Origin of the sequence: Methylobacterium sp. SyP6R, from assembly GCF_019216885.1 — a bacterium.
In the GTDB taxonomy this organism is placed as follows: Bacteria; Pseudomonadota; Alphaproteobacteria; order Rhizobiales; family Beijerinckiaceae; genus Methylobacterium.
The window spans coordinates 1,249,703-1,262,163 of sequence record NZ_JAAQRC020000001.1; the positions used below are offsets into that span (position 1 = coordinate 1,249,703).

A 12,461-nucleotide genomic window follows, 5' to 3' on the forward strand; every position below is an offset into this window, starting at 1 on the left:
GCTGCTGACCCCTTGTCGGGTCAGCAGCGAGGCGGTAGCCGAAGGTGAGGGGGTGTCTCCGGATGAGACTCTTCCGGCACCACCCCCTCACCCTCGCTCCGGCTTCGCCTGCGCTCACTTCACCCCCGACGAGGGGGGTGAAGTCCTCTCCCCGCCCGCGGGGAGAGGGGAAAGCCTGCGTCGAGCCCCCGGGGCCCGCCGGTGAACCTCTCCGCCCCCTTCATCCTGCGCCCGGTCGCCACCACGCTCCTCACCCTCGGCGTGCTGCTCGCCGGGCTGTTCGCCTTCGTGCGGCTGCCGGTGGCGCCGCTGCCCCAGATCGATTTTCCGACCATCCTGGTCCAGGCGCAGATGCCCGGCGCCAGCCCCGACACCATGGCGACGACCGTGGCGGCGCCGCTCGAACGGCGGCTGGGCCAGATCGCCGATGTCGACCAGATGACCTCGACGAGCTCGGTCGGGCAGACCCGGATCGTGCTGCAATTCGGGCTCGACCGCGACATCAACGGCGCCGCCCGCGACGTGCAGGCGGCGATCAACGCCGCCCGGGCCGACCTGCCGACCGCGCTCCGCACCAACCCGACCTACCGCAAGTTCAACCCGGCCGACGCGCCGATCCTGATCCTCGGCCTGACCTCGAAGACGCTGAGCCCCGGCGCGCTCTACGATTCCGCCGCGACGGTGCTCGCCCAGAAGCTGTCGCAGCTCGAAGGGATCGGCAACGTCGATATCGGCGGCTCGTCGCTGCCGGCGGTGCGGGTCGAGCTCGATCCCAACGCCCTGTTCCATTACGGAATCGGGCTCGAGGGCATCCGCGCCGCGCTCGCCAGCGCCAACGCCAACTCGCCGAAAGGCGCGATCGAGGCCGGCGAGCGGCGCTACCAGCTCTACGCCAACGACCAGGGCCGCAAGGCCGCCGATTACCAGGATATCGTGGTGGCCTACCGCAACGGCGCGGGCGTGCGGCTTCGCGATGTCGGCCAGGTGGTCGACGGCGTCGAGGACCGTCGCAACCTCGGCCTCGTCAACGGCCGTCGCGGCGTGCTCCTGATCGTCTACAAGCAGCCCGGCGGCAACGTCGTCGAGACGATCGACCGGCTTAAAGGTGCCCTGCCGCAGCTCAAGGCGGCGCTCCCGGGCGACACCGAGCTGATCGTCACCGGCGACCGCTCGCTCACCATCCGGGCGTCGCTGGCGGAGGCCGAGCGCACGCTGATCATCTCGGTCGGGCTGGTGATCCTGGTGGTGTTCGGCTTCCTGCGCTCCGCCCGCGCGACCCTGATCCCGGCCGTCGCCGTGCCGATCTCGCTGGTGGGCACCTTCGCCGCCATGTGGCTGTGCGACTACAGCCTCGACAACATCTCGCTGATGGCCCTCATCATCGCGGCAGGCTTCGTCGTCGACGACGCGATCGTAGTGCTGGAGAACATCCAGCGCCACATCGAGGACGGGCGCTCCCGGGTCGAGGCGGCGTTGCTCGGCGCCCGCGAGGTCGGGTTCACGGTCCTGTCGATGAGCCTGTCGCTGATCGCGGTGTTCCTGCCGATCCTGCTGGCAGGCGGCATCGTCGGGCGGTTCTTCCAGGAATTCGCCGTCGTCCTGTCCCTGGCGATCCTGATCTCGCTGGTCGTCTCGCTCACCACCACGCCGATGATGTGCGCCCGGTTGCTCAAGCCGGAAGCTCATGGCGTGCGCCCGGGCCCGGTGGCGCGGGGGCTGGAGGGCGCCTTCGCGGGCCTCCTGTCGGGCTATCGCGTCACCCTCGACTGGGCGCTCCGCCACGGCGTCACCGTGATGCTGGTGCTGCTCGCGGCGGTGGTCCTCAACGTCTACCTCTACGTCATCGTGCCGAAGGGGTTCTTTCCCCAGCAGGATACCGGCCAGATGATCGGCGGCATCCAGGCCGACCAGCGCATCTCGTTCCAGGCGATGAGCGCCAAGCTCCGGCGCGCCACCGCCATCGTCCAGGCCGACCCGGCGGTGGAGAGCGTGGTCGGCTTCACCGGCGGGCGCGGCACCAACTCGGCCAACGTCTTCGTCGGCCTCAAACCCCTCGGCCAGCGCGACCCGATCTCCGACGTGATGACCCGCCTGCGGCCGAAGCTCGCCGCGATTCCCGGCGCCCGGCTCTACCTGTTCCCGCGCCAGGATTTTTCCATGGGCGGGCGCCAGAGCTTCTCGCAGTACCAGTACACGCTCCAGGGCGACACCAGCGAGGAGCTCTACACCTGGACCCCGAAGCTGCTTGAGGCGATGCAGAAGGACCCGACCTTCACCGACGTCACCTCCGACCAGCAGCAGGGCGGCCTGGAGACGCGCCTCGTCATCGACCGGCCGACCGCCTTCCGCTACGGCCTGACCCCGGACCAGATCGACAACACCCTCTACGACGCCTTCGGCCAGCGCCAGGTCTCGACGATCTACAACCCGCTGAACCAGTACCACGTCGTGATGGAGATCGCGCCGCGCTACCTCGACAATCCCGAGACGCTGAAGCTGATCTACGTCTCGACCTCCGGCGCGCGGGCCCGCGGCTCGGCCACCACCAACGCGGTCGCCGGCACGGTGGCGAGCGCCGCGACCGCCCCGACCGACGCGACGAGCGCGGCCGCCGCGGTCGCGACCGATTCAGCCCGCAACGCCGCCACCAACTCCATCGCGGCGGCCGGCCGCTCCAGCGCCTCGTCGAGCGCGGCGATCAGCAGCGCCAAGGAGACGATGGTGCCGCTCTCGGCGTTTGCCAGCTTCGAGACCGGCTCGACCCCGGTCCAGGTCAGCCACCAGGGCCTGTTCGTCGCCACGACGCTGTCGTTCAACCTCGCCCCCGGCAAGAGCCTGAGCGACGCCACCGCGGCGATCGACGGCCACATGCGCGACCTGCGCCTGCCCGCCACCGTCCACGGGGAATTCGCCGGTGCGGCGAAGAGCTTCCAGTCCTCGTCCACGCGCCAGCCGCTCCTGATCCTGGCGGCCCTGCTCGCCGTCTACGCCGTGCTCGGCATCCTCTACGAGAGCTGGGTCCACCCGCTCACCATCCTCTCCACCCTGCCGTCGGCGGGCATCGGGGCGATCCTGGCCCTGATGCTGGCGGGCGAGGAATTCGGGGTGATCGCGCTCATCGCCGTGATCCTGCTGATCGGCATCGTGAAGAAGAACGCCATCATGATGATCGACTTCGCGCTGGACGCCGAGCGCACGCGGTCCTTGAGCCCGCGGGAGTCGATCCGCGAGGCCTGCCTCTTGCGCTTCCGCCCGATCATGATGACAACCCTGGCCGCGCTTCTCGGCGCGCTGCCGCTGATTCTCGACGGCGGCGAGGGCTCCGAGCTGCGCCGTCCCCTCGGCATCGCCATCGTGGGCGGCCTCATCGTGAGCCAGGTCCTGACCCTCTACACCACCCCCGTCGTCTACCTGTACCTCGACCGGTTCCGGCTCTGGGTCGGTCGCCGCCGGGGCTCCGCCACGCGGGCGCTGCCGGCCGAATGACCTTGTCCACCGATTTCATTGACTTGAACGACCGCGCGCCCGTGAACCCTCCCCCCTCCGCGGGGGAGGGTGGCCTGCGGAGCAGGCCGGGAGAGGGGACCGCGACGCCGATCCAGGTGGCGCCCTTCATCGCGCGCGCGACCTCTCCGGAAACGGCGTCCCCTCTCCCGACCCGGCCTCACGGCCGGGCCACCCTCCCCCGCAGAGGGGGGAGGGTTGGGGGGCGCGCTCCGCATCTGGCGGCAGCGACCCTGCTCCCGCTCATGCTCGCCGGCTGCCTCGTCGGCCCCGATTACACCCGCCCCACCGTCGAGACGCCCCCCGCCTTCAAGGAGGGCGGCGCCCGGCCGATGCCGCCGCGCAACTGGCGGCCGGTGCGGCCCCTCGACGAGGCCGAGCGCGGCGACTGGTGGCGGGTCTTCCGCGATTCCACCCTCGACCGGCTGATCCGCCTGATCGACGTCGACAACCAGAACCTGCGCGCCCAGGTCGCCGCCTACCGGCAGGCCCGCGCCCTGGTGCAGGAGGCCCGCGCCCAGCTGTTCCCGACCGTGCTCGGCGCCCCCTCGATCAGCCGCGCCAGCACCGGCGGGATCGAGCGCACCACCGTGACGCTGCAGGGCTCGGCGACCTGGGAGCCCGACCTGTTCGGCCGCATCCGCCGCACGATCGAGAGCGACGTCGCCGCGGCCCAGGCCAGCGCCGCCGACATCGCCTCGGTGCGCCTCGCGCTCCAGACCCAACTCGCCACGGCGTACTACCAGCTGCGCTACCAGGAATCGCTCCAGAGCCTCTTGGAGCGCACCGTGCGGGCCTACCAGCGCTCGCTCGAGATCACCCAGAACCAGTACAATGCCGGCGTCGCCGCCCGCTCCGACGTCATCACCGCCCAGACCCAGCTCCAGACCACCCAGGCCAGCGCCATCGCGGTCGGGCTGCAGCGGGCGAACCTCGAACACGCCATCGCGACGCTGATCGGCCGCCCGCCCTCCGAGGTGTCGCTGGTCCGCGGCAGCCTGCCGGCGAGCCCGCCCGCCGTGCCGGTCAAGCTGCCCTCCGACCTGCTGGAACGCCGGCCCGACATCGCGCTCGCCGAGCGCACCGTGCAATCCCAGAGCGCCCAGATCGGCGTCGCGGTGGCGGCGTTCTACCCGACCGTCACCCTGTCGGCGAGCGGCGGGATCGCGGGCGATCCGGCCCGCACCTTCTTCTCGGCCGCCAACACCTTCTGGTCGGTGGCGGCCTCGGGGTCTCAGGTGCTGTTCGACGGCGGCGCCCGCACCGCCGCCCTCCAGGCCGTCGAGGCGGCCTATGACGGGGCCGTCGCCAATTACCGCCAGACCGTGCTCACCGCCTTCCAGCAGGTCGAGAACGGCTTGGCCGGCCAGCGCATCCTCGCCCGCCAGCAGGGCGCGCAGGAGCTGGCGGTGCAATCCTCGCGCCGGGCGGTCGAGATCGCGCTCAACGAGTACCGCGCCGGCACCCAGAACTACACCACCGTCGTCACCGCCCAGGCGCTGGAACTGAACAACGAAGTCACGGCGCTCCAGGTCCGGCTCAACCGCTTCACCAACGCGGTGTCGCTGATCGGCGCGATCGGCGGCGGCTGGGACACCAGCAGCCTGCCGAGCGGCGAGGCCTTGAAGCAGTTCACGCCGCTGCCGATCGACCGCGGCCAGGCGCCGCGGGTGGACGAGTGAGGCGGTGTCCGCCCGATCTGTGTCGAGATCAATAAAGCTCGGGTTCTCTCCTCTCCCCGCGGGCGGGGAGAGGCCTTCGCCCCCCTCGTCGGGGGTGAAGGAAGCCCGAAGGGCGAGGGTGAGGGGGTGTTGCCGGAGGAGCCTCATCCTGAGACACCCCCTCACCCTCGCTTCGGCTGCGCCTCCGCTCACTTCATCGACGACAAGGTCGATGAAGTCCTCTCCCCGCCCGCGGGGAGAGGGGTTTCCGGCGATTTACCTTTTCCGGACCGCTCCACCGCCCCGGTTCCCGCCCGCCCGCCAATGCCCTACACCGGTCCACCGGCGCGCCGCCGCCCGACCCATGAGCCGATGACCGACCCGCTCCTCTCCGTCCAGGACCTCTCCGTCGCCTTCCGCCAGGGCGGGCGCGAGACCCGTGCCGTCGATCGCGTCTCCTTCGCCATCGCGCCGGGGGAGACCGTGGCCCTCGTCGGCGAATCGGGCTCCGGCAAGTCGGTGACCGCGCTCTCGATCCTGCGCCTCGTCGATGGCGCCGTGCCGGAGGGCCATATCCGGTTCAAGGGCCGCGACCTGCTGACCCTCTCCGAGCCCGAGATGCGCGGGATCCGCGGCGCCGACATCACCATGGTGTTCCAGGAGCCGATGACCTCGCTCAACCCGCTGCACCGCATCGCCGAGCAGGTCGGCGAGGTCTTGCGGCTGCATAAGGGGATGAGCGGGGAGGCGGCCCGCGCCCGCACCCTCGAACTCCTGAACCTCGTCGGCATCCGCGACGCGGAGCGGCGGCTCGGCGCCTATCCGCACGAATTGTCCGGCGGGCAGCGCCAGCGGGTGATGATCGCCATGGCGCTGGCCTGCGAGCCCGACCTGCTGGTGGCGGACGAGCCGACCACGGCGCTCGACGTCACCGTGCAGGCCCAGATCCTGTCGCTGCTGGCCGACCTGAAATCGCGGCTCGGCATGGCGATGCTGTTCATCACCCACGATCTCGGCATCGTGCGCCGGGTCGCCGACCGGGTCTGCGTCATGCTGCAGGGCCGCATCGTCGAGACCGGCCCGGTCGCCGAGGTCTTTGCCGATCCGCAGCACGACTACACGAAGCGCCTGCTCGCCGCCGAGCCGCGGGGCCGCGGCAACCCGGTGCCGGACGGGGCGCCGATCCTGGTCGAGGCCGGGCCGATCAAGGTCCACTTCCCGATCAAGACGGGCTTGCTCCGCCGCACCACCGGCCACGTCAAGGCGGTGGACGGGGTGGCCTTGAGCGTGCGCGAGGGCGAGACCGTCGGGGTGGTGGGCGAGTCGGGCTCGGGGAAAACCACGCTGGGCCTCGCCATCCTGCGCCTCATCGCCTCGCAGGGGCCGGTGGTCTATCTCGGCCGGCGCATCGACGGGCTGTCGGCGAACGCCATGCGGCCCCTGCGGCGAGAGATGCAGGTGGTGTTCCAGGATCCCTACGGCTCGCTCTCGCCCCGGATGTCGGTGGCCGAGATCGTCGCCGAGGGGCTCGAGGTGCAGGGCAAGGGCCGCACCGAGGCCGAGCGCCGGGAGATCGTCGCCCGGGCGCTGACCGATGTCGGGCTCGATCCGGCGGCGATGGACCGCTACCCGCACGAATTCTCCGGCGGCCAGCGCCAGCGCATCGCGATCGCCCGCGCCATGGCGCTCGATCCGCGCTTCGTCGTCCTCGACGAGCCGACCTCGGCGCTGGACATGTCGGTCCAGGCGCAGATCGTCGAGTTGCTGCGCGACCTGCAGGCCCGCCGCGGCCTCGGCTACCTGTTCATCAGCCACGACCTCAAGGTGGTCCGCGCGCTCGCCAACCGGGTGATGGTGATGCAGGGCGGCCAGGTGGTGGAGGAGGGCGCGGCGGAGGACATCTTCTCCCGGCCCCGCACCGACTACACCCGCGCGCTATTTGCCGCCGCCTTCGACCTCGCGGCGGCCCCGACCGGGGCGGTGAGCGAATGAGCCGGGCGCTCCTCATCGTGCTCGATTCCGTCGGCATCGGCGGCGCGCCGGATGCCGCGGCTTTCGGCGACGCGGGCGCCGACACGCTCGGCCACATCGCCGAGGCCTGCGCCCAAGGCCGCGGCGACCGGGCGGGCCTGCGGAGCGGCCCGCTGCACCTGCCGCACCTCGCCGGCCTCGGCCTCGGGCTCGCGGCGCAAGGTGCGAGCGGCCGGATCCCGCCCGGCCTCGCCCCGCCCGGGCCGATCGCAGGCGCCTTCGGCCACGCGGTCGAGGGCGCGCAGGGCAAGGACACGGTGTCCGGCCACTGGGAGATCGCCGGGGTGCCGGTGGATTTCGCCTGGGGCCATTTCCCGGCGACGCGGCCAGCCTTCCCGCCGGAGCTGATCGAGGCCCTGGTCGAGGAGGCCGGGCTGCCGGGCATCCTCGGCGATTGCCACGCCTCCGGCACCGCGATCATCGAGGAACTCGGAGCGGAGCACGTCCGGACGGGCAAGCCGATCTGCTACACCTCCGTCGACAGCGTGTTCCAGATCGCCGCCCACGAGGAGACGTTCGGGCTCGACCGGCTCTATCGGCTCTGCACCATCGCCCGCCGGCTCTGCGACCCCTACCGCATCGGCCGGGTCATCGCCCGGCCCTTCATCGGTGATGCGACCACCGGCTTCACCCGCACCGCCCACCGGCGCGACTACGCGGTGCCGCCGCCGGCCGACACGCTGCTCGACCGCCTGACCGCCGCCGGCCGGACGGTGGTGAGCGTCGGCAAGATCGGCGACATCTTCGCCCATCGGGCGACCGGCCGCGAGGTCAAGCCCGGCGGCAACGAGGCCTGCCTCACCGCCGCCCTCGCGGCGCTGGCCGACCTGCCCGAGGGCGGCTTCGTCTTCGCCAACCTCGTCGAGTTCGACACCGAATACGGCCACCGCCGCGACGTGCCGGGCTACGCCGCCGCGCTCGAACGCTTCGACGCCAGGATCCCGGAGATCCGGGCGGCGCTCAAGCCCGGCGACCTCTGCCTCGTCACCGCCGATCACGGCAACGACCCGACCTGGCCCGGCACCGACCATACCCGCGAGCAGGTGCCCGTCCTGGCCTTCGGGCCGGATGTGGCACCCGGCCCCCTCGGGCGGCTCGGCTTTTCGGCGATCGGCCGGAGGGTCGCGGATCATCTCGGCTTGACCGATCACAGCTTGGCCGATCACAGCTTGAGGGAGCCCGGACCGCTCGCGTAAAGCAGGGACGGTGCGCCAGCGGAGACGTTTTCGCCTTGTCCATCACGGCTTCCGGTCCGCTCCCCGTCGCGGCGCACGAGCCCGGAGCCTACGCGCCGCCGGTGCCGGCCCTCGCCGAGCGGGTCGGCTGGCTCAAGCTCCTCGGCGCGTTCCGGCGCAACACCCTGGAGGCGCTGCCCCGCGCCTGCCTCGACGAACCGGCGGTGACGGTGCCGCTGCCCGGGGGCGGCCGGATCGTGCTGCTGTCCACGCCGGCCGGCGCCCGCCACGTCCTGCTCTCGGCCACCGAGGATTTCCTGCGCCTGCCTGCCGGGCGGCGGGCGATCGGGCCGATCGCCGGGAACGGCCTGGTGCTCGCCGACGGCGAGGCCTGGCGCCATCAGCGCCGGGTGCTGGCCCCGGCCTTCACGCCGCGCACCCTGCCCTTGATGCTGCGCTTCGTCGCCCGTGCCGCGGAGGAATCCTGCCGCCGGCTGGAAGCCGGCCTCGGCGCCCCGGCCGACCTGCGCTCCGAGATGCAGCGCGTCGCCCTCGACATCGCCACCACGTCGATGTTCTCGCTGGAGACCGGGGCGCTGGGCACCGAGATAAGGAGGCTGGTCTCCGGCTATCTCGACCGGCTCGGCCGGCCGACGATCGCCGATTTCCTGCTGCCGCCCGGCTGGCCGACCCCGTCGAGCCCGCGCCGGGCGCTGTTTCGCCGCCGCTGGCTCGGGACCGTGCGGGCGGTGCTGGCGGCGCGGCGGGCACAGGGGGCGACGGGGGAGGCGCGGGACCTGTTCGACCTCCTGGTCGAGGCGCATGGCGACGCGCCCGGAGGCTTGCTCGCCGACGAGGTCGGCACCCTGATCGTCGCCGGCCACGAGACCACCGCCTCGACCCTGTTCTGGGCCTGCACGCTCCTCGCCCGGGAACCCGCCGTGCAGGACGCGCTCGCGGCGGAAGCCGCCGGCCTCGACCTGTCGGAGGCGGGCGCGGCCACGTCCCTGGCCCATCTGCGGCTCGCCCGGTCGGTGGCGCAGGAGACCCTGCGGCTCTATCCGCCGGTCTACGTCATCCCCCGCCGCGCCGCCCGGGCGAGCGTGGTCGAGGGCACGGCGATCCCGGCCGGCAGCATCGTGATGATCCCGACCTGGGTGCTCCACCGCAACCCGCTGTGGTGGGACCGGCCGGAGGTCTTCGACCCGCGCCGCTTCCTCGACGGGCCGGAGCCGGACCGCTTCGTCTACCTGCCGTTCGGTGCCGGCCCGCGGATCTGCATCGGGGCGCAGCTGGCGCTCGCCGAGGCGATCCTGGTCCTGGCGCGCCTGATGCGCGACTTCCGCCTCTCCCTCGACGGCGACCGCCCGGTGCTGCCGGTGGCGACCACGACTTTGCGGCCGGACCACGTGCCGCGCTTCCATCTCGAACGCCGCGCCGGTTGAGCCTGCCGCGCGCGCGAAAATGCTCTATGGGCTGTGCGGGAAGCGGCCGGCCCGGCCCCGCGAAGAGATTGAAGACACGGTGCGACCCTGGCGCAGCGGCCCGTCCGACCGGCGCGGCTACCATCACGGCAACCTCAAGGAGGCCCTGATCGAGGCCGCGCGCCGCTTCATCGCGGAGCGCGGGATCGGCGGCTTCACCCTGGTCGATGCGGCGCGCCTCGTCGGCGTCTCGCCGGCGGCGCTCTACCGCCACTTCCGCGGCCGCGAGGCCCTCTTGGAGGAGGTGGCCGAGCGCGGCTTCACGGAACTCGCCGCGCGGCTGGCCCGGGCTTTGCGCGGCCCCGGCACGCCGCTGGAGCGCTTCACACGCATGGGCGAGGCCTACCTGACCTTCGCCGAGGAGGAGCCGGGCTACTACGCGGCGATCTTCGAGGCCCGGCCCGTCGGACCCGACGACTGCAAGCCGGTTCAGGCCCCGCGGGACCGCAATGCCTTCGAATTGCTGGTCGAGGCCCTACGCTCGACCTTCCCGGACGGATTCGCGCCCGGCGTCGATCCACGCTTCGTCGCCCTCGAAGTCTGGGCCTTGTCCCACGGCATCGCGACGCTCGCCGCAGCCGGCCGGCTGCCGACCGGGCCGGGCCTTCCGACCAAGTACGACCTCTTGCGGGCCGGGGTGCTGGCGATGGTGCACGGGGCGACGGTCAGGACGGGGTAGGGGCGTGGGCGCGACGCTTTTCCGTCGATCCGGCCTTCCATCCCACCCATGACCTGATCCTGAGGTGCTGGCGATCGAAGATCGCATTCGACCGAAGGGAGCCTCGAAGGAGGCCCCCAGAGACCACTGCGATCCCTGGAGCCCTCCTTCGAGGTCAGTCGATCTTCGATCGACCGACACCTCAGGATGAGGTCGCGATTGGGAAGACGATCAATCGCCCGCATCCCGGCCGTTCCGATACGCTCGATGGCTCAATGCCCCGAAGCCACGGCCGATCCCGGCTTGTCGTGGGTGCCGAGCTTCTCGACCAACGTCGCCGAGGCCGCGTTGAGGCCGACGATCTCCACCGGTACCCCGTGGTGGCGGAACTTCAGCACGACCCGGTCGAGGGCGTTGACGGCGGTGAGGTCCCAGAAATGGGCCTGCGTCAGGTCGATCACCACGCGCTCCAGTTCCTCCTCGCGGAAGTCGAAGCCGGCATGGAAGGCCTCCGCGGTGGCGAAGAAGATCTGGCCCGTCACCCGGTAGGTGCAGGTCCGGCCCTCGCGGTTCGAGGCGACGGCGAAGAACCGGGTGACCTTGTGGGCGAAGAACAGCCCGCTCAGGATCACGCCGAACAGGACGCCCTTGGCGAGGTCGTGGGTGACGAGCACGACCGCGACGGTGCCGAGCATCACGATGCTCGACGTGGTCGGGTGGGTGACCAGGGTGCGGATCGAGCGCCACTGGAAGGTGTCGACCGAGACCACGATCATCACGGCGACGAGCGCCGCCATCGGGATCTGCGCCACGTAACGCCCGAGCACCACGATCAGGAACAGCAGGAAGGCGCCGGACCACAGGGTCGAGAGCCGGCCGCGGCCCCCCGACGAGACGTTGATCATCGACTGGCCGATCATCGCGCAGCCGGCCATGCCGCCGAACAGGCCGGCGGTGACGTTGGCCAGCCCCTGGCCGGTGCATTCGCGGTTCTTGTTCGAGGTGGTGTCGGTGCGCTCGTCGATGATCGCCGCGGTCATCAGGCTCTCGAGCAGGCCGACCATGGCGATCGTCAGCGAATAGGGCAGGATGATCCGCAGGGTCTCCAGGGTGAATGGCACCTGCGGCAGGGCAAAGCTCGGCAATTCGCTCGGCAGCGCTCCCATGTCGCCGACGGTGCGGATGTCGAGGCCGAGGCTCATCGACAGGGCGGTGCACAGCACGATCGCCACCAGCGCCGGGGGCACGGCCTTCGTCAGGTACGGCAGGCCGTAGATCAGCGCGATGCCGGCGGCGGTCATCGCGTAGACGACCGGCCCGCGGCCGATCAGCTCCGGCAGCTGGGCCATGAAGATGAGGATGGCGAGCGCGTTGACGAAGCCGGTGACGACCGAGCGCGAGACGAAGCGCATCAGGTCGCCGAGCTTGAACGCCCCGGCGGCGATCTGGATCAGGCCGGTGAGGATGGTGGCGGCGAGGAGATGGCCGAGGCCGTGATCCTTGACCAGCGACGTCATCAGCAGGGCGGTCGCCCCGGTGGCCGCCGAGATCATCGCCGGGCGCCCGCCCGCGATGGCGGTGACGACCGCGATGCAGAACGAGGCATAGAGCGCGACCCTCGGGTCGACCCCGGCGATGACCGAGAAGGCGAGCGATTCGGGGATGAGGGCAAGCGCCACGACGGTGCCGGCCAGGATCTCGCGCGTGACGTCGGGCGCCCATTCGCGCCGCAGGCGGACGAGGTTCATGGAGTCTGAGCTTTCGGAACGGGCGCGACGAGGCGCGCGAGGACGGTCCGCCGCGCGGAGCGGACGGGTACGGAGGACAGGCGTGGAGAGAGGACGCGGGAGAGCGGAGCGCTACGGCGGCGTGGGCCGCGAGACCAATATGGCTCGATCCTGCATCATGGGTCCGTGCGTACACGGGTCTTTGCTGCGGCGCAACGGGG

Annotated in this window: 7 protein-coding genes; 6 read left to right on the top strand and 1 reads right to left on the bottom strand. The window is 71.6% G+C overall.

Annotation, left to right across the window (positions count from 1 at the left end):
* Window positions 1-201 precede the first annotated feature (201 nt).
* From HBB12_RS05620 to HBB12_RS05645, 6 genes are all read left to right on the top strand, one after another.
* Window positions 202-3,486, top strand: a complete 3,285-nt coding sequence (locus HBB12_RS05620) for an efflux RND transporter permease subunit (RefSeq protein WP_236988451.1) — start codon at window positions 202-204, stop codon at window positions 3,484-3,486.
* Between the two features lie 263 nt (window positions 3,487-3,749).
* Window positions 3,750-5,186 carry an efflux transporter outer membrane subunit gene (locus tag HBB12_RS05625; protein WP_236988452.1) on the top strand — a complete coding sequence of 479 codons (1,437 nt, stop codon included), beginning with the start codon at window positions 3,750-3,752 and terminating at the stop codon, window positions 5,184-5,186.
* 351 nt (window positions 5,187-5,537) lie between these two features.
* Window positions 5,538-7,157 carry an ABC transporter ATP-binding protein gene (locus tag HBB12_RS05630; RefSeq protein ID WP_236988453.1) on the top strand — a complete coding sequence of 540 codons (1,620 nt, stop codon included), beginning with the start codon at window positions 5,538-5,540 and terminating at the stop codon, window positions 7,155-7,157.
* The gene (locus tag HBB12_RS05635; RefSeq protein ID WP_236988454.1) at window positions 7,154-8,392 is read left to right on the top strand and encodes a phosphopentomutase; all 1,239 of its coding nucleotides are present in this window, start codon (window positions 7,154-7,156) and stop codon (window positions 8,390-8,392) included. Before HBB12_RS05630 ends, HBB12_RS05635 begins: the two co-directional genes overlap by 4 nt.
* Window positions 8,393-8,427: 35 nt before the next feature.
* The gene (locus HBB12_RS05640) at window positions 8,428-9,816 is read left to right on the top strand and encodes a cytochrome P450 (protein WP_236988455.1); all 1,389 of its coding nucleotides are present in this window, start codon (window positions 8,428-8,430) and stop codon (window positions 9,814-9,816) included.
* Between the two features lie 79 nt (window positions 9,817-9,895).
* Complete coding sequence (locus HBB12_RS05645; RefSeq protein ID WP_236988456.1) at window positions 9,896-10,534, top strand: TetR/AcrR family transcriptional regulator; 639 nt, start codon at window positions 9,896-9,898, stop codon at window positions 10,532-10,534.
* 251 nt (window positions 10,535-10,785) lie between these two features.
* On the opposite strand, the gene HBB12_RS05650 is transcribed toward HBB12_RS05645, so the two are convergent.
* Complete coding sequence (locus HBB12_RS05650; RefSeq protein WP_236988457.1) at window positions 10,786-12,261, bottom strand: SulP family inorganic anion transporter; 1,476 nt, start codon at window positions 12,259-12,261, stop codon at window positions 10,786-10,788.
* Window positions 12,262-12,461: the final 200 nt, after the last annotated feature.

Excerpts from the sequence above, each read along its gene's own strand:
- HBB12_RS05635 (WP_236988454.1), top strand. The coding sequence starts at position 7,154 with ATGAGCCGGGCGCTCCTCATCGTGCTCGATTCCGTCGGCATCGGCGGC.
- HBB12_RS05650 (WP_236988457.1), bottom strand. The coding sequence starts at position 12,261 with ATGAACCTCGTCCGCCTGCGGCGCGAATGGGCGCCCGACGTCACGCGC.
- HBB12_RS05625 (WP_236988452.1), top strand. The coding sequence starts at position 3,750 with ATGCTCGCCGGCTGCCTCGTCGGCCCCGATTACACCCGCCCCACCGTC.
- HBB12_RS05630 (WP_236988453.1), top strand. The coding sequence starts at position 5,538 with ATGACCGACCCGCTCCTCTCCGTCCAGGACCTCTCCGTCGCCTTCCGC.